Source organism: Sediminibacillus albus, from assembly GCF_900101125.1.
Taxonomy (GTDB): domain Bacteria; phylum Bacillota; class Bacilli; order Bacillales; family Amphibacillaceae; genus Sediminibacillus; species Sediminibacillus albus.
In genome coordinates this window covers 1,021,202-1,039,491 of record NZ_FNFL01000001.1, presented here as the reverse complement: position 1 = coordinate 1,039,491, position 18,290 = coordinate 1,021,202, and the positions used below count along the sequence as shown (strand labels likewise).

Here is an 18,290-nt window from a genome sequence, read left to right as displayed (position 1 = left end):
ACTTACGGGAATAGATGAAATGGAGACTAACTATACATTTCCATTAGGTTAGCAAGAAACCTATAATATACTTAGCTCTCTATTTAATAGAAAAAACACTATATAGTAAGGATTAATTTTTAAATATTCCTGGATAATGTTGAATGCTAGAATACTTTGCATGAAACACGGGTATTTACTTCTATTAGAATTTATAAAAGGAGTGTTTATAATGAAACCCTACCTAAAATTTGCCGGGATGGTTTTAACCTCTACGGTTGCGATGTATATCTTCAAGTATTTTAGTACCTTTAAGCTTGATCATCTTTTTTTTAGCGAAACAAGAGCTTATATGGCTCTAATGATGGGCGCAGCCATGACTATGATTATGCTTGTTTTTATGCTCCATATGTTAAAAAAACGGAAAGTAAACATTGGCATTGCTGCTGGAAGTGTTATAGTATTTTTTCTTTCGCTGTTCCTGCTGCGAAGCCAAACGTTAGTTGATGATACAGACTATATGGAAGCTATGATTCCTCATCATTCCATTGCGATATTAACGAGTGAACGTGCAGAAATAACAGACCCGAGAGTTCGTAAACTTGCGGATGAAATCATAAAGGCGCAACGCAAAGAAATTAGCGAAATGAAGAAATTGATAAAAGACATTGAGGATGAATAATTCCAGGATAAAAAGAAGTTGGGACAAAAAGATAGTGGCTAAAGCAAAAATCGAACGAGATTCGAGTAACATTCGAACTCGTTCGATTTTTCTTTGCTAATGCTTCCTTTAAACTGCGGACACAGTGACAACTCTATTTCTTCTTTCTAACAAGGTTGGGTGCTTAAACTTGCGCAGGCAGATTACTCCGCTTTCAGTGGGGACGGCTTCAGCCTCCTTGAAAATAAAGGAGCCATTTTTGGCTGCGATGATAGGGCTGTTCTCACTACCTTGCATAACGACCGCGATTTCAAGTAAACCATACTATCGGTTAGAAACAGTACGCAGTCTTTCAGAGGGGGAAATCCACGGAGACTCCTGCGGGAGGAAGGCCTCGGTGAGACCCCGCAGAGCGCAAGCTCGAGGAGGCTCACCAGCCGCCCGCGGAAAGCGTAGTGTATTTCCGCAGCGCAGTACTAATGCTTATCCGATACTAATAAGGAACCATTTACTGGTACATCACCATATATATGCATTACGGCACCTCGTTCGGTTTTTGCAAGTGGATTTATGTTTGTTTACGGCAATCTGTCCGTGTGATTAAAGACCTTTACTGGTGTTCCCGTTCAAACCAATGTGAGGAATGGTTGTATATCAAGTTTGAAATGAATAATTATTAGAAGGACACTTTATCATTGTTCTTTAAATTGTGGATGGATTTATACAGGCTTGGTAAATGTGCGGTAATTTTCCGGGGGGGGGGTTAATAAATGTTTATCAATGTAGAAGATTATGGGGCGGTTGGAGATGGACAAACAAAAGATGCTATTGCAATTCAAGCGGCACTGGATGAAGCTATACCAGGCCAAGCAGGAGTAACTGTTTGGATTCCCGAGGGAACCTATATATTGGAAAGGACGTTATATGTTTCTTCCAATACTCATATAATAGCCGCCGCTAATGCCAGATTAGTTAGAGACCATTCTGGTTACCTGGCAACAAACGGCCGCCCATCGGATTCATTCGAAGGTTATGGCGGGAATTCTAATATTCAATTTGAAGGAGGTATTTGGGATTTTAACGGGACAAAGCAAACCGTTATGCACAATTGCTTTGCGATTGGCCATGGAGAAAACATAACCTTTGAAAAAATGGAAGTCAGAGATGTTGCTGGTGCGCATGCCATTGAAGTGTGTGGATGCAGGAATGTTCAAATAAAAAGCTGCCAATTTCTTGGCTTTATTGACTCTGGCGGCCGTAACTTTTCAGAAGCTGTTCAAATTGACTTGATGAAAGGGGCCTGGGCGTTTGGGGCGTTCGGTTCTTATGATCATACGCCATGTGAAAATATTTGGATTATGGATTGTTATTTCGGTTCATCTAGTACAATCGGAAGCCAGGTTTGGCCTCGTGGAATTGGCAGCCATTCCTCAACGATAGGTAGGTGGCACAGAAATATTATTATTGCCAATAATATTTTTGAAGGCCTGACAATGCAAGCGGTTAGAGCATTCAACTGGCAGGATGTCAGCATCCACCATAATCAGATCAAGCATTGTGGAGCTGGCATCAACGTAGTGTCAGCCCCTGTCAGTGATCCGAAAGACACGAAGGATGTTTCCGGCAGCCAGACTGGCCGCAGTCAGCCTTGCCACAACTTTGATATCTCTAACAATATTATTTCCGGTGGGTTAGCGTATAACCATGGAATCAATATTAACGGTGAAAAAACAGGGGTATTATCAAATGTCTCTATTAGTAATAATATTATCTCTGATTCGGTATGTACAAGTGCTTTCTCGGGAATTTACATTCGGAATGGTGATGCGGTGCAAGTGAACAATAATATCCTGAGGAATATTAGGGGAACAGCGATAGCTGCCAGTGCTGGCCAGCATTATACGATTACAAGTAATGTTATCCTGGATACAGGGGGAGATGGTGTTAAAGTAACAGATTCGGTATATTTCATCGATATAGTAAGTAACATGGTCCGGGAGGCAGCTTACAGCGGTATTGTTGTTTCCGACCACCTGGAGATGGTGTCCATCATTGGAAACACGATAGCGGAAGTGAATCGGGACAACAAAAAGGACATCTATCATATGGCAGTTACGAAAAACGTAAACGGTGTGAATATTAGCGCCAATACTTGCAGTAATGAAAAGAAGGATAATAAAGCTGCGGCTGTTTTGAAAGTGTCAGCTTCGTGTAAAAACGTAACGAGAAACGGTAACAACTTTCAAGGACTAGTCAGTTACGACGCTACTGATTCTTGAATACCATGTGAGTATAGAGTTTGATAGAGTTAGGATTTTCGGCCGGCTCCGAAGCCGTTGACATTTCCTTTACTAAACCATAGTATAAATATAATATTTTCCAAAATAATACATAAACAAGGAAGTGTTGATAACGTGATAGATATTAAGATTTCCACCACTTCTTTTGTTGGGTTGAAGCTAACTCTTATATTGTCACTTCGTCGCCAATATGTGTGCTCTCCGAGGGTGAAACCAAAACTCCGACTATCAGATTGTGATAGCGGAGTTCAAGAACCAATTCAAGACCCGGTTCGCCAAAAATGGCGAATAAAAATTCATCATCCAGGTGCAAATACAAGTTTCCGCAGCAGGGTGAATTTTTGCCAAATTAAAATGGCCATACAAAAATGTATAGCCATTTTAATTTGCTGAGATCTATGCATTTTTGGAGGTGAATCCCGAAAGGAATACCCTTGATCCATGAAGGATGTATAAAATCATGCATAATTGGTCAACTGAGAATGTACTTTTATTCAATGTACACGATGGGAAAAAATACGTTAGAATGGTGAAAAGGAGTTTACAGAAGAGTTTTATTACACATGACGATAGAGCTAAAGATCAATTACGTTTCTGCTAAAGTTGCTTAAAGCTTTTCCCCTTTTTTTATTTTAATTTGATTTAACAGAGGGAATTTGAAGATAATTAACGAATTACTTAATAACTTTATGAAGGGAAGATGAACTAAAATGGAAAAAGAAATAAAATTAAATACAACTTTTTTTAGCACTATTGGATTAATAATATGTTTATTACTTCTTTTATTTTCTGCTTTTTCGCAGGGATTCCACGAATTTTCTGTAAATAGTTTAGGGATACATCCTCTTATTATAACAGTTGCTTTTTCAATTGCTTCATTCTTTGTAGCTGTATTGGGGATTTTTAAAACAAAAAAGGGGAAATCTGTAATAATAAACTTATCAGTAATAGTTATTACTCTTTTAATTTCAATTATAGCTATTTCAATTTTCTTATTCGGCAATTTTATTGATAACATATGAAGGGGCTGTCCAAAAGGCCTCTTTGTCTCATGAAAAATCGCCCAGTTTCGTTTTTTGTTGGTTTAGTCGCTTACATTATAACGAATGAGGCGATTTTTTGGTATGTAAAAGAGAAGATTTTTGAATTGTTAATTGTCAATTTGGGAAGGGAATGTTTCCCAGCCCCACTTTTCCGGTATCAACAATAACGAAAGAAATAAGCTGCCCCAATTAGTCTATTACAGACTTATGGGACAGCCCCTTTTCAATTAATTAGCAATCCTTTTTGGATCATTTTTAACCATTTTATCAAACTCTTTCTGTAATTCTTGTCTTTCTTGCTTTGTAAAATGTTTCTCCATTAGCAAATCTATATTCGCTTCCATTTTTTCAAGAGACATGTTCATTAAATTCAAGTCATCACTTTTAACAGAAGTATTAGAATTAACACTAGATGGCAGTGTACTAGGCGAACCCCAATAGTTAAAGCCAATTTCTATATAGTGTTGATCTTTTGGATCATCAAAGTAAGAACCATACCAACCAATATGACTTGTACCACTATATATTTGAACAGCTCCGGCAGCTGTTCTAAGGAGATATTCCGAAAAACCACTAGCTCTCCCTGTAAAACCATAATGCATATTTCCTAGTGCCTCGCCAGTCATATATCTACCATCAAAATAATAGCCATTCGAATAACCGAAAGTGCGCTTATAATCCCAATCTCCACCTGATTTCACCTTACTTGCAAAATACTTACCAGTGTAGTATGGATAAGTACCTAAATCAATATCATTTTGTTTTCGTTGCATCATAATAAGAGCATTCTTCTTCATAGTATAGGCAAATCCATTGGCACTTTCAGCCATTATTGAATTTCCCATCTCAGAAGCATGCACCTTCGAACTATTTCCACTAAATCCTGTAATCAATCCTACTAATATTACAAATGAGAACATCAATAAAATTTTTTTCATAAAAACCTCCTTAATAAAATTGTGATATGTCTTATAAACAAATATGTAAAATCTTGTTGTATGACATTCCCCCCTTCCATTTTATGAGTTGTATTAATATTTCGACATCAATTGTAATTTTCCTGTAATATTTATAATTTCATTAAAGTTTTTAATTTGGACCTTCCTCTCGTTTTGGGTATGTTCGGCTTGGCGACATACCACACTGCCAAAATAAGAAGAACACCTTTGTTTCCTAAAAGGGTACAGACTAAAACGGAAAAATTGTACGTTAAGACTGGCATTATTGATATAAAAGGAGTGGCTCAATAATGACCGTTTTTGGTGCTTGAATAAACGAAGTCTTTTAAGACCTAAAATCAGTTAATTTATAGCACCAAAACTCATTATCAAAATCAAAGTTCCCATTATTAAGGTTAAATATATTTTGGGTAAAGCCTTAGCGTACACATAACAAGCAATTCTCTTATTTTAATTTGCTTACCGTACAAAATTTCCGAAATGTTGGCGAGCCCCCTAAAAGAACTTAATTGCCTTGATGGTAATCTTTATGCCTTTAGGCAATTAAGGGAGATAAGGTGAATCTTATATTTTATTAAAATACGGTTATTCAAATAAGATAGCCAACTTGAAGAAAGCCGATAGCGATAAAGATATAAACACATTGTTTTTCCGCATCTCTGCCATTAGTGGGAGGATCTCCAGGATTATTAACCACTATGAGGGAGACAAAGTAAAGAAGGCTAATGAACCGGAAATGTGTTTAGGCACGGAAGTTTCCCGTCTGCAATATCATTTGGTATTGCTGGCGAACTCTTTTCATATTAATCTTTTCGATAGCGTGGACAAGGTACTGGAAAAATCTGCAGAGAGGGATAAAAACCGATTTATGTCTTTACATGATCCGGTCACTGAATTATCACTTGAAAGATTTAACACTGTTATCGAAACGAATGATTGCCTTAACAAGAAAAAAATCTGGGGGAGCTGCCAATGGATTGAACATAGGGATTTTGAGAGTAATTTGACGCACAGTCTGCCCTCTTTTCTCAGATTTACCAAGAGTGCCAAAGCAGAGGGACTGGATGGGTATGTTTTTGAGATTCAAGATACAAGTCTCGCAAATGACGAAAACGGATTGCAAACCGCTGCAAGCAAATTGGTGTCTTTCTTATCTGAACATAATCCTGTTGGGCAGGAGATACGGACAAAAGAGACATCAGGGGAAGAACGGCAATTTTCATATAACGGAATTCGCTTTTTCCTGACAACCTTTGCTTCTTTCTATTCAAAAGGCCACCCAAGGCATTCCCCGGTAAAAGATTCTTTTTTTATTTTGCTGCAGTCTGAATTTTCCATGCCATAATAGAGGATAGGGCTTTTCAATATGGCTGCCTGTTCTTTATTATCGGCTGTATTCTTGAGAACACAGCTGGGTTAATTCCTTAAATGTGCTGTAAGTGGTTGTGGCTCACACGTAATTTGGTATAGCCGGCGATTGTTAGGATGCTCATACCGATCAGAAAAGCAATAAAATAGGGAGATATGATGTCACGGATAGTGCCGGTAACAAATGAGCTGCTAATGATTCCCAGGGAGTATATAGCTGACATATACCCAAAGGCCCTTCCATGCGCCTCTTTTGGGATATTTTCAGTAAGTGCAGTGGCCATTGCTGGCATTATGAGACCAGAGAATATACCGATTAAAAATAATAACATCGGTAAAGGGAGCGGGGAACTGAATAAGCCAAACAGGGTAATGGTCATACCAAACAAGCCAATCATAAGCCGTTTAAGAGGAGAAAAGCGATGGATGAAAAATAAGGACAGTGTGAACAATGTTCCGATGCCCATAAAACTTAGTAATTGGCCTGTATGAAATGTGGATAGTCCTTTTTCAACAGCTAAGTAAGGAATTTCGTAAATAAGTACTCCATGGATATACATAACAGCAAAGCCGATCAAGTAAACAATAACCAAATTGGGGACCATGATTATCGTTCCAGGACTCATCGATTTTTGCTGCTGCTTTACAGAAATAACGTCTTCTCTTTCTTTTAAATACTTGATCGAGTACATACCAGTGAAAACCATTGCTGATCCAATAAAGAAGTAGGTGTTCTGATAACCAATCAAAACAACCATTTTCCCGCCAATTAACGGAGCAGCAATACTAGCTATGGTTGATAAAATCCCGTTGACTGCCATGTTTTTTCCCTGCTGCCGACTATTATTCGCATATCCTGACAGCAGGGCGAAAGCCGCAGGAATTAAGAATGCCAGCGCAAATCCGTTCAGTCCATGCAACAATAGCAAGTCAGCAGCATCAGAAGCAAAACCATGGGCGATAAACAGCGCACCTGAAGCAAATATCGGAAGAGCGATGAAAAGTTTTTTGCCAAAACGGTCAACCAGTGGTCCGGCGAGTAAATTCCCGGATAAATTAGTGAACGAAGTGACACTTAAGATGATTCCTATGAAAACACTAGATGCACCAAATGCTGCTGCATATGGTGTGAAAACAGGTAGTTGTATCCTCATGATCAGACTAATAAAAAACAGGATGACAAAGATATGCCATTTTTCTGCAGTTGCGTTTCTCATTTTTTTCACCTCGGAATCAATGTATGTCCAGAAGTTTAAAAATAGACGAGCTACGATTAGATACAGTTTTGGTTGGCTACCAGTGAAATCATTCCGTTTAAATGCTAAAAGTATGTAAGTGCGTGTGAAAAGGCAATCGATCAGTTATATTTAAATTACAATCCATAACTGGGTTTCGGGTGAGACAGAACATGGGAGGGTTGAAAGGATGAGAGTGGAAAAACGGACATTTCAAACAAAGTTAAACACTTCTTATGCGGCTGCGTATCTATGGGAGGATTCTGAGCATTTTAAAACAGGGGAGAAAAGACCTGTTGTTGTTGTCTGTCCAGGTGGGGGCTATCGCCATACTTCGGACCGGGAGGCCGATCCTGTTGCATTAAAATATTTTTCAGAAGGGTTTCATGTGGTGATATTGAGATATACCTGTATTTCTGAGAAACCCTTGTTTCCGGCTCCGCACAAAGAATTGGGGCAGACGATTCTTTGGATCAGAGAAAATGCAGAAGCCTGGCATGTCGATCTAGCTAATATTGTTTTGACGGGTTTTTCGGCCGGTGGTCATTTAGCATGCACATTTGCCACAGAACGAGAATGGATAGCGAATTTACTAGATGTTTACAAAGAGTCCTTGCGTTTCAATCATTTAGTGCTGTGCTATCCAGTCATTAATTTTACTTATGGTTGGCCGAATCAGGCGGATAAGGACAAGAAAATGGCCGATTTATTCGGTAACGATTTTGATAAGCAGGTGAAAGAGAGATTAACACTTCCTGACCAATTTATACCTGAGTCGATGCCAAGAACGTTTATTTGGCATACGGTGGATGACGCTTCTGTACCTGTAGATAATTCATTGAAGTTAATGATGGCCCTTCGAGACAAAAGCGTGACCCATGAAGCGCACTTTTTTGAAAGTGGTGTCCATGGGCTGGCATTAAGTACGTCTGTTTCATCACAAACAAAAGAGCAGGAAAATGAATACTGTGAGCCCTGGTTTGATTTAGCTGTAAATTGGCTGAAAAAGTCAATCAATACTTGAATGGATCAAGGCACCCAATAAATATAAGTGCCGCTTATCTGAGAATAAGCGTCTGTCAACGCTAGCTTATTCTTTTCTTCTGCTTTTTTATTTATGTAATGCTACTCCAATTCAGAGGCTATCTCAATCGTATAAGTCCCTCTATCAGTTGTTAATGAAAACTGCGACTCGTCAAATTGGTACAAAGTTGAATCTTCAATCGGTATTTCATACAATTGATCCGGCAACGGTTGAGAGCTCTCTGCATCGGTCAGCATCTTTCCATCTCCATTTAATTGCAATGTGTGCATTGGTTGGTAATCATCGATTCTTCTTGTATTTCTCCCATAGGAAACTGAATGTAACTGTAAGACCGACTCATCATAGTCGTCCAGTTCCTGTTTCGATACCTTAATCATTTTGCCATTCCATTGCTGCAGAAGTTTGTTAAACTCTTCAATCGTTAACAATTGCTGTGCCATCATCATCCCTCCTGCCTTTAGGATTTCCAAAACCGATGGAAAGATACAGGGTAATTAAAGTACAGAATGGGAAGCTGACCTTAGCCATCAGAATAAAATAGTAAAATAGCCGCCCCAATTGATAGACAAGTTAGGGAGGCTATAATTGTTAGTAAATGATTGCGAAAAAACGCCACTAAAATTTTCTTGGATTTTTTGTCCATCTTCCTTCCGCTTGTAAAAGATAATTCAAAGTGCACTTCGTTATTTTTAAAACAAGTTTCTCCTGTTAAACTAGGGACAAAGAAAGATGGCAAAGAACCTTTAAAGGATTGGACGACCAAGTTATGTATGGAAAGGAAGTACGATCAAGCGTACTTCCTGAAATCTCTTATTTTGATAAAGTACACTGATGAATAAGGTAAAATAGTAAACCGAATAAACAAATAGCCGCAGTAATGAAGAAAACTAAAAAAACGGTGATTATCCATAGCCAGGAACCATTGTTACACTCCGGCTGTTTAGGTGGGCATTCCTGTGAGCATGTTGGCTGGCATGTACTGTAACAAGTCATAACTATTCCTCCTTTTTCTAACGATTACTACATGCTATGGAATCGGTAGATAAGATGATAGGTACAGAGATGGATTCATGTGAACAACTAGATTCCTATCCTTACCTAATTTTAAAAGGGTTTCATTTACATAAAAGTTTGAGAGGTGAGATAAAATGCCAGCGTTTACGACAGAAAGACTGCAAATGCAAACATTGACAATTGATATGATGGAAGCTGTGAGTAAAGGAGCAGCAGCTCTAGAAAAAACTGTTCCCTACAAGGTATCTCCTGAGTGGCCGTTGGATGTCTATCAACAGTTTTTCCCTTATAAGATCGATAGATTTCGCAAGTTTCCAGCGGAAAACAACTGGGAAGGGGTTATCATTGATAAATCGGAAAATATGATTATTGGCGATATGGGCTTTAAAGGTGGGCCAAATGGGGAAGGTATTGTAGATATTGGTTACAGTATTGTTCCTAGTTATCGTGGCAGAGGCTATGCAACGGAAATGGGCAAAGCGATGGTAGAATGGGCATTGGACCAGCCGGATGTTAAGAAGGTAATGGCGAGCTGTGATCCGGACAATATCGCTTCGATCCGCACCTTAGAGAAAATAGGCTTTCAGCAGACAATAACAACCGATGATTCGATTTATTGGTTATATTAATACTGGAAAATTAAAGCGAATTTACCCAACTGGGTAAATTCGCTTTTTTGTATAAAAGGGCTTTTTATCAGAATTCAGCGGTTTAGTGTTTGTGTCATATTACATTGACAGACAAAGTAATGTGTTGTAAATTATATTTCAGGAGGTGAGCTATTTTGGGAAGTAAAATTTCAACTGATTTAATCCGCGGCCATACGGATACGATCATTTTAAATGTTCTTCGGCAAGGCGATAGTTATGGCTATCAGATTTATAAAACGATCATTGAATTGAGCAACAACCAGTATGAATTGAAGGAAGCAACGTTGTACACGGCTTTTCGGCGGTTGGAAAAAGAAGGTTATATTGTTTCCTATTGGGGAGATGAAACCCAGGGCGGACGACGAAAATATTATCGGATAGCCGAAGAAGGATTAGAGCGTTACCAGCAAAACAAGAAGGAATGGAAGTTCGCCAAAAATGTACTAAATAAATTGATTGAAGGAGGTATTGATACAGATGAGAAATAATAAAAATCTGGATCAAAAGGTAAAAGCATACGTGGACAATTTGTTTGCCGGCGTTGGTCAAAGCCAGCAGCTGTTTGAGTTGAAGGAGGAGTTGACCACCAATTTGAAAGAAAAAATAAATGATTATAAGAGAACAGGGATGGGAGAGGATGAAGCCTTTAAAGCGGCCGTTAGTTCCATGGGGGATCTTAGCGGGCTTGTGGACGATATGCGGGAGATTGGCCAGGACAAAGCGAAGCAATCGGTTTATTCGACCATGACTGCACGTATCTCGACTGCCGGCTTGATTGTCGGGATCCTGTTAATCCTATTTGGAGCGTTGACGACATCGATGCTGTATTTTATGAGTTTGCCTATGGAAGCTGTTACTGGCCCAGCTATTTTCATTGTGATCGGTGGTGCCGTTATAACGTATAGCCTTTTAACAAGAGAAACCAGTAAAAAGTATGCCATGAATAAAATCAGAGCTGCCTTATATGCCTTAGCCTCAGGGCTGATTTTATTCAGCTTGTTCGTAGCATTTACTTCTGGCTTTGCAACAGAAGAGGTGTACGTTGCGATTAGTTCGATGATGGTATTTTTAATAGCTGGGATTGGATTGCTGTTAGGTCTTCTTTTTACAACGAGAGACCGGAGAAAATAATAGGAAGGAGGTTGCGTCTATGTTTTTAGCTTTTAAAGAACTGGGCTATTCGAAATTGAAGTATATCCTGGTTACAATCATTTTAACTGCCATTTTATTTCTGCTGTTTTTCGTAAATGGCCTTGCCAGCGGTCTGTCGAATGCGGATAGTTCCTCCTTGAAAAACCTGCCTGCCGACTATGTCGTGATGAATGAGGAGGCGGAAGGGAATATCACAAAGTCGCAAATCACGGAAGCGGAAAAACAAATGGTTTATGAAAAGGTCAATCACGATCAGGCGACACCATTAACGATTACTATGTCGACAGTGAAACAAGACAGCCGTTCGACAGACATTGTCTATTTTGCCTTGAATACAGATCGTCTAACAATGCCAGAAGTGATCGAAGGTAAATCGGTGCGAGCAATCAGCGGAAAGGAAGTAATCGTTGATGAATCTATTAAAGATCAGGGCTACTCATTAAATGACACCCTGAAGGATGAAAATCTCGATACGGAATTTAAAATTGCCGGTTTCTTCGAAAATCAAACATACAGCCATTTGCCGGTTGTTTATACCAGTCTAACGCACTGGCATGAAAACGAGTTAACCGATCAGGAGGTAAGCCAGGCAGTTTTGTATGATGGAGAAAAGGCTGGCTTTGATGAGCTGGAAGCCCTGACAATCGACGAAACAGTTAGTGCCATGCCTGGTTATTCTGAAACCCAAGGTTCGTTACTAATGATGATTACATTTCTGTTTATCATTTCTGCCTTTGTTTCTACCGTTTTTTTCTATGTAATAACGATCCAGAAAACCAATCAGTTTGGCATCTTAAAAGCAATTGGAGCTGATACGAAGTTTATTGCCAAAGGTATGATCATCCAAGTCGTTTTAATCACAGCACTTAGTTTAGGCTTAAGCCTGCTCGGGATAACCGGAATGACAAAGGTGATACCTGCAGAGATGCCATTTGAAATATCCATTTCACTAATTGCATTTACCGGGGCACTGTTTTTGGCCCTTAATTTAACCGGATCGTTATTGTCTGTTTATAGGGCAGCCAAAGTAGATGCTTTAGAAGCAATCGGGAGGGTGGAATAATGCGTGCTATCATGAAGCTGGAAAATATCTCTAAAACCTTTATGGACGGAGATACGCCAGTCAAAGTACTGGAAAATATATCGCTGGAAATCAAGAGGGGTGAGTTTGTTGCTATCGTTGGTCCTTCGGGCTCGGGAAAGAGCACCTTGTTATCAATCATCGGTGCACTGCTTACACCATCAAGCGGAACGGTAAAGATTAATCAGGAAAAAATCTCTAGTTACAAGCCGAGGCAATTGAAGAAAGTCCGTTCAAACAAGATTGGTTTTATCTTTCAGTCAGCCAACTTAATTCCATATTTAACAGTGAAAGACCAATTATTGCTTGTTGCTGATATTGCCAGCAAACGGAACAAACAAAACAAGGATAAGGCTGTCCGGCTTATTGATGACCTAGGGTTGGCCCACCGGGAAAAAAGCCATGTACACCAACTGTCAGGCGGGGAAAAACAGCGGGTAGCCATCGCCAGGGCTTTTATGAATGACCCGGAAATAATATTGGCTGATGAACCTACTGCAAGCTTGGATTCGGAGCGAGGCAGACAAGTAGTTGAAATGCTGTTAAAAGAAGTGAAAAGCAAGGAAAAGGGAGCAATTATGGTAACCCATGATGAAAGAATGCTGGATTTATGCGATCGTATTTACCGGATGGAAGATGGCCAAATTCGTGAGGAATCTATGCTATCAGTAGAAAACCACCCTGAGCCGTTGCATGCAAAAGGTGGCTTTCCAGAAAAAAATAAAACGTTATAACAAGCCCTGCTTGAAGGCAGGGTTGTAGAGGGAAGTGTTGGCGCACTTCTCTCTTTCTTATTATACCTAATGAAAGTTGTGGCTATCAACAAATAGCCCTATTCTGGAGTACAAATACGGGAATAAAACAGATATAATTTATTAGATGAGCAGTCTCTACAAAAGAGACGCTAATAAACGATTTTATCGGAAAGGAATATAGCGGATGAACAATTCACTGGCAGAAGCATTTAAGCATGCAACCTATTATCTATCGGGCCACAGCAAAAGAAATGTGCGAGTTTTAAAACAGGCGTTGACTGCTATTGACGATGAGCAGGCGAGTGATATGTATGGCAGGGGAGAAGTGATTGAAAATTTCCAGGCAAAAATGGCCAATTATCTTGGAAAGGAAGCCGCCGTTTTTTTTCCTAGTGGTACCATGGCTCAGCAAATCGCCCTCCGTATTTGGTGTGACAAAAAAGGAATCAAACGAGTTGCTTATCATCCGCTGTCCCATTTAGAAATTCATGAGGAAGACGGATTAAAAAAACTTCACCAGATAGAAACCATCTTAATAGCGGATGAAACCCGTGTGATTGAACTAGAGGACGTCGTGAGTTTGGGGAAGGACATCGCATGTTTGCTGCTCGAATTACCGCAGCGTGAAATTGGCGGACAGCTGCCCGAATATCAAACCTTGGAGGCTATTTCAACATACTGCGGGGACAATAATATCAAGCTTCATCTCGATGGTGCAAGGCTTCTGGAAATCCTTCCGTTTTATCAAAAGTCAGCTGCTGAGATTTGTGGGTTGTTTGATAGCGTTTATCTTTCCTTTTATAAAGGGATCGGCGGAATTGCCGGTGCCATTTTGGCTGGCGATCAAGTGTTTACAGAACAGTCGAAGATATGGAAGAGGCGTCATGGCGGGGATATAATCAGTCTTTACCCATATATTATTAGTGCTGACCACTATTTTGAACAAAGAAAAGACAATATGGCGGAGTATTACCATCAGGCAAAAGAACTGGCACTGGCTTTTAATGACTGTAGGAAATCTGCAACAACCCCTGTCATGCCAACATCCAATATGTTTCATGTCCATTTTTCGGCTGCAAGGGAGAAGCTTGAGCCAATCTTGTCGTCCATCTGTTTGGAAACAGGTATAGGAATCACCGGTTACCTTAAATCAACAAGCAATCAGACGTGCAGCTTCGAGGTAAGTATCGGTGACCGGTACCAGCAAATCCCAAAGGACCTATTGCAAAAAGGTTTCAAGCTGCTTGATGAGCGATTGGGCAAAATCGAATAAATGAAAAAGAGGTTAGGGCACACCATACATCCAATTGCAATATGAGAGTACACCGCGAGCTCAAGTAAATCATAAGTATTTGTGTACTGCTGAAAACAGTACGCAAACTTTCAGAGAAGGAAATCCACGGAGACTCCTGCGGGAGGGAAGGCCTAGGTGAGACCCCGCAGAGCGCAAGCCCACAGAAAATGGTTCCTTTATTTGCTTTGGCCACTATCCTATTGGCGCAACTTCTTTTCAGGGGATGTCAATCGACCAGAAAATCGAGGGATGACTTCACTGCCCCGTTTACAATAATCGAAATCGAATGCTTTCCTTTATAATGTTTTCTCGTAGTTAAATCTTTGAAAGCATGCTTTTTGCTATAGGACTTGGTTTGCTTTTCTGTGAGGGTAGTTTCCGATACTTTAAATATTTTTTTGCGGCTTTGCCCGTTAGCTTTCATAAAATCGATGGCATATTCAATCCTTACTTTTTCTGTTTTTTCGGAATGGAGGTCGAAGGAAAATGCCAATTCTTCACCGATTGAGATCAAATTATTCTCTAATCGTAGGCTGCGCACTTCAATGGTTTCTGCGTCTTGATAGCCAAAAATCGAAAGTATCTCCCTGTGGCCATTCTTTAATAACGTGCGGCAGGCATGCTTAATAATCCAGTTAGTATGCTCACTTTTCCCATACCAGTCTTGGGCAATTTGCAGAACGAGCTCAGGGTGGTTTTTTGATATGTCATTTAAGTTATTGGCAACACTTTTTCGGACATAAAGCGATGGATCTTCCCTTAGTTGGTTAAGAATCGGTAGGATTGGCGCAGGATCTGCTGTAAATTGGTTAAGCACTCCTCCCCACGGCAGGCGCGGCCGGCATCCTTCGCTGGCCAGGCGCCGGACATGTTCATCTGAATCTGTTGCCCAATGATTCATTTGCTCCATCATCCGCGCTGGCTGCTTGGTGATAAACGGCCTTACGGCAAACTCTGAAGAGGATCTTTTGGTGAATCGCTCTAAAGCCTTGATGGATAGCTCCCAATTTTCCTCCTTTTGACCGAACACCTCGACAAAGTCTGGGAAAAATAAATAAGGAAAGCCGATACATTGCTCATCGATTTGGAACAAAATGCTCAAGGCATCCTTGTAGGATGGAGGAAGAAATTTGCCGAGTGATTCAGTGATCCTGCGCATTCTCGCTTTAAGAGCTAACTGATCCCAATCCTCTGAAAGTACTGCTGTAATAAATCCTTTTCTATCAAAAGAGTGATAGACGCTCTCTACCTTCTTGGCAAATTCACCAAGAAACGTTTCATTATACATTGCCTTCAATTGGTCTGCCATATGATTATTCTCCTGTAAAAAGTATTTTTTTGATGTAGCCGAAGAGATGCAGGTTACAAAAAAGATCGATTACCACTATTTTAACATTACTTGCTTCCATTGGTTACTAAGAGAACGACAATACTAGAATTTATAACTGCGTTAGCCGCCTTTTTCTTCACGATTATATTTTTTCACCGATATAAAAAAATAGGAAATATATAGGAGATAGTATAAAGGAATAGCGAAAACATAGGGGGACAGTCAATGAATTTATTGTTTAAAAAGCAAAAAAATGGTCAGCAGGCTTCTTTTATCAACGAAGAGATCGGAAAAAGCACATACATAAATATCGATAGTAACAGCGAGTTATCCAAACAAATAAAGATAATTAACTTACAAAAGGAAGACTTGGTAATGCTTGCTTCCTTAAAACCTATCATACAGGCAAACATTGAAGGTATCGTAAGTCAATTTTATAAGAATTTGGAACATGAAGGTTCGCTAATGAACATCATAGAGGATAATAGTTCTGTGGAAAGGCTGAAGCAGACCTTGATGGTTCATATCCAGGAAATGTTCGATGGAAGAATAGATCAATTATTTATCGATAAGCGAATGAAAATTGCCCATATCCATTTTAAAATAGGTTTATTGCCTAAATGGTATATGTGCGCCTTTCAGGATTTATTGTTATCTTTAATTGCTCTTATTAATAAACACATTCATCAACAGGAAGAATCTACTAAAGCAATGGAGGCCATTACAAAGATTCTTAGCTTGGAGCAGCAGCTTGTGTTAGATGCGTTCCAGCAGGAAAATGAGCAGATGTACAAAAAAACAGGAGCAGGAAAAAGACAAGCTGCACCATCAAATTAAAGACACCTCAGAAGGTCTGGCAGCTGTTTTTGAAGAGACGACAGCCTCGATCCAAGAGCTGGTGGCTAATTTAGAAGGTATATTGGAAATATCGAAAAAAGGAACACAGACATCGTTAGACGTGGAGCAGACGTCGATAACAGGTAAACAGGATTTGGAAGGCCAGCAGGATAAAATGACAGATATCAATGACCGAATGGATAAGATTAAAGAGGAGACCCAGGGACTTTTAGAAATCTCCAATCAGATCGGCGAGGTAGTTTCAATTGTTACCGGTATTGCCGAGCAAACCAATTTGCTAGCTTTGAATGCATCGATTGAGGCTGCCAGAGCAGGCGAGCATGGTAAGGGCTTCACGGTGGTTGCAGATGAAGTCAGAAAGCTGGCTGAAGAAACAAAATCTGTCTCGAGTGTTTCGGAGCTAGTTGGCAAAACTGATGGGCAAATCCACCGTGTGTCATGTTATATTACAGAAGTAAGGAATTTAATACATGACGGCACCGATGATTTGACACAGATTAACCAAGTATTTGATACTATTGTGACCAAGATGAACCAAAGCAAACAGCAAAGTGATTCGATCGAATTAGAAATCGGTACATTTAAAAACAGTCTTGATGAAGTGAACAATGCCGTATCCCATGTAGCTGTTTCTATTGATGGTTTAGTTGATTTAACCAGACAATAAAATGATACCTCGATTAAAAAAGCATGCACCAGAGAAGAGGGCCCCCTCTTCCTTTGGTGCATGCTTCTTTCTTGCTGCGTAAGATTCAACTATTATGCAACGGTTTTACAAGCCTCGGCGCATTTAAAGCAAGCTTCCGCGCATCGTTGGCAATGGTCATGTTCATGTTTTTTGCATTCGTTTCCGCACGCTTCGCATATTTTTGCGCAAACAGAAGCTAATTCGGAGACAAATGGAGTGTCTCTTGATAAAGCTTGTTCAAAATAAGCGCAAATGTCGGCGCACTCCCTGTCTAACTGGATACAGTCAGCCATCATTTTTACATCTTCTTCCTGAAAGCAGGCAGTATAGCAATGATTACACTCTGTCATGCATTCATGTAAAGTCTCAATTAAGTCTTGGTATTTTTCATGTGCCAATTCGGAAACCTCCATTTTAAGTAAGTATTTTATTAGTAATCTCTTCCCACCTGGTTATTAAAATAAACACAATCAGCAAAATAAATTTTATATTGATGATAAGGTGGAATAATTGACAAAAATACACCAGGGGGGTATATTGTGTGTATAAACAAAAAGGATGTGATCTATATGGGAGAATACTTGCATGATCACCCGATAACCCCTCGAACGGAAGAAGAAAAGCAGGCGGTTGTGAACCGGTTAAAACGGATTGAAGGGCAGGTTCGCGGTGTTCAAAAGATGGTCGAGGAAGATCGGTATTGTGTGGATATCTTAGTACAAATCAGTGCCATTAATGCCGCATTGAAAAAAGTGGGTTTCACCGTAGCTGAACGTCATACGAAGCATTGTGTGAGCCATGCTGTCAAAGCTGGTGAAGGGGAAGCTGCGATTGATGAGTTAATGGAAGTGTTGAAGCAGTTTTCCAAGTAAAGGAGG

Annotated in this window: 17 protein-coding genes and 1 pseudogene; 13 read left to right on the top strand and 5 right to left on the bottom strand. The window is 39.8% G+C overall.

What is annotated here, in order from left to right:
* The first annotated feature begins 211 nt into the window (after positions 1-211).
* The 3 genes from BLR93_RS05330 (at position 212) to BLR93_RS17715 (ending at position 3,962) form a co-directional block, all read left to right on the top strand.
* Positions 212-661 (top strand): DUF305 domain-containing protein, encoded by a 450-nt coding sequence (locus BLR93_RS05330; RefSeq protein ID WP_093211902.1) that lies wholly within the window; start codon positions 212-214, stop codon positions 659-661.
* Positions 662-1,410: 749 nt separating this feature from the next.
* Positions 1,411-2,919: a right-handed parallel beta-helix repeat-containing protein gene (locus tag BLR93_RS05325; protein ID WP_093211900.1), complete on the top strand. Its 1,509-nt coding sequence runs from the start codon at positions 1,411-1,413 to the stop codon at positions 2,917-2,919.
* A 731-nt stretch (positions 2,920-3,650) separates the two neighbouring features.
* Positions 3,651-3,962: a hypothetical protein gene (locus tag BLR93_RS17715; protein WP_139184391.1), complete on the top strand. Its 312-nt coding sequence runs from the start codon at positions 3,651-3,653 to the stop codon at positions 3,960-3,962.
* A gap of 248 nt (positions 3,963-4,210) precedes the next feature.
* On the opposite strand, the gene BLR93_RS05315 is transcribed toward BLR93_RS17715, so the two are convergent.
* Positions 4,211-4,921 carry a polymorphic toxin type 44 domain-containing protein gene (locus tag BLR93_RS05315; RefSeq protein ID WP_217629273.1) on the bottom strand — a complete coding sequence of 237 codons (711 nt, stop codon included), beginning with the start codon at positions 4,919-4,921 and terminating at the stop codon, positions 4,211-4,213.
* A 628-nt stretch (positions 4,922-5,549) separates the two neighbouring features.
* Between BLR93_RS05315 and BLR93_RS05310 the strand changes: the two genes are divergently transcribed.
* Positions 5,550-6,287 carry a nucleoside triphosphate pyrophosphohydrolase family protein gene (locus BLR93_RS05310; protein WP_093211897.1) on the top strand — a complete coding sequence of 246 codons (738 nt, stop codon included), beginning with the start codon at positions 5,550-5,552 and terminating at the stop codon, positions 6,285-6,287.
* A 79-nt stretch (positions 6,288-6,366) separates the two neighbouring features.
* Here BLR93_RS05310 and BLR93_RS05305 read toward each other — a convergent pair whose 3' ends face one another.
* A complete protein-coding gene (locus BLR93_RS05305) occupies positions 6,367-7,527 on the bottom strand; it encodes an MFS transporter (RefSeq protein WP_093211895.1) in 1,161 nt (386 codons plus the stop codon).
* Between the two features lie 208 nt (positions 7,528-7,735).
* On the opposite strand from BLR93_RS05305, the gene BLR93_RS05300 reads away from it, so the two are divergent.
* Positions 7,736-8,569, top strand: coding sequence for an alpha/beta hydrolase (locus BLR93_RS05300; protein ID WP_093211893.1), 834 nt, complete (start codon positions 7,736-7,738; stop codon positions 8,567-8,569).
* A gap of 101 nt (positions 8,570-8,670) precedes the next feature.
* Here the strand turns inward: BLR93_RS05300 and ymzB are convergent, their stop codons facing one another.
* Entirely contained in the window at positions 8,671-9,030 is a 360-nt protein-coding gene (ymzB, locus tag BLR93_RS05295) for a protein YmzB (RefSeq protein WP_093211891.1), read from the bottom strand.
* A 708-nt stretch (positions 9,031-9,738) separates the two neighbouring features.
* Here ymzB and BLR93_RS05285 point away from each other — a divergent pair.
* The 6 genes from BLR93_RS05285 to BLR93_RS05260 all read left to right on the top strand — a co-directional run bounded on the left by BLR93_RS05285 (position 9,739) and on the right by BLR93_RS05260 (position 14,515).
* Positions 9,739-10,233, top strand: coding sequence for a GNAT family N-acetyltransferase (locus BLR93_RS05285; protein ID WP_093211887.1), 495 nt, complete (start codon positions 9,739-9,741; stop codon positions 10,231-10,233).
* Positions 10,234-10,388: 155 nt separating this feature from the next.
* The gene (locus tag BLR93_RS05280) at positions 10,389-10,742 is read left to right on the top strand and encodes a PadR family transcriptional regulator (RefSeq protein WP_093211885.1); all 354 of its coding nucleotides are present in this window, start codon (positions 10,389-10,391) and stop codon (positions 10,740-10,742) included.
* Positions 10,732-11,385 (top strand): permease prefix domain 1-containing protein, encoded by a 654-nt coding sequence (locus BLR93_RS05275; protein ID WP_093211883.1) that lies wholly within the window; start codon positions 10,732-10,734, stop codon positions 11,383-11,385. The genes BLR93_RS05280 and BLR93_RS05275 overlap by 11 nt, the downstream gene beginning before the upstream one ends.
* 19 nt (positions 11,386-11,404) lie before the next feature.
* A complete protein-coding gene (locus BLR93_RS05270; RefSeq protein ID WP_093211881.1) occupies positions 11,405-12,469 on the top strand; it encodes an ABC transporter permease in 1,065 nt (354 codons plus the stop codon).
* Positions 12,469-13,221: an ABC transporter ATP-binding protein gene (locus tag BLR93_RS05265; RefSeq protein ID WP_093211879.1), complete on the top strand. Its 753-nt coding sequence runs from the start codon at positions 12,469-12,471 to the stop codon at positions 13,219-13,221. Before BLR93_RS05270 ends, BLR93_RS05265 begins: the two co-directional genes overlap by 1 nt.
* A 205-nt stretch (positions 13,222-13,426) precedes the next feature.
* A complete protein-coding gene (locus BLR93_RS05260; protein ID WP_093211877.1) occupies positions 13,427-14,515 on the top strand; it encodes a threonine aldolase family protein in 1,089 nt (362 codons plus the stop codon).
* Between the two features lie 247 nt (positions 14,516-14,762).
* Here BLR93_RS05260 and BLR93_RS05255 read toward each other — a convergent pair whose 3' ends face one another.
* Positions 14,763-15,845, bottom strand: coding sequence for a DNA alkylation repair protein (locus tag BLR93_RS05255; protein ID WP_093211875.1), 1,083 nt, complete (start codon positions 15,843-15,845; stop codon positions 14,763-14,765).
* A 246-nt stretch (positions 15,846-16,091) separates the two neighbouring features.
* Here BLR93_RS05255 and BLR93_RS18485 point away from each other — a divergent pair.
* Positions 16,092-17,391 (top strand): annotated as a pseudogene (locus BLR93_RS18485) (globin-coupled sensor protein).
* Between the two features lie 92 nt (positions 17,392-17,483).
* Here BLR93_RS18485 and BLR93_RS05245 read toward each other — a convergent pair.
* On the bottom strand, positions 17,484-17,810 hold the full coding sequence (locus BLR93_RS05245; RefSeq protein WP_093211873.1) for a four-helix bundle copper-binding protein: 327 nt from the start codon (positions 17,808-17,810) through the stop codon (positions 17,484-17,486).
* 171 nt (positions 17,811-17,981) lie between these two features.
* Between BLR93_RS05245 and BLR93_RS05240 the strand changes: the two genes are divergently transcribed.
* Positions 17,982-18,284, top strand: a complete 303-nt coding sequence (locus BLR93_RS05240) for a metal-sensing transcriptional repressor (RefSeq protein ID WP_093212386.1) — start codon at positions 17,982-17,984, stop codon at positions 18,282-18,284.
* Positions 18,285-18,290: the final 6 nt, after the last annotated feature.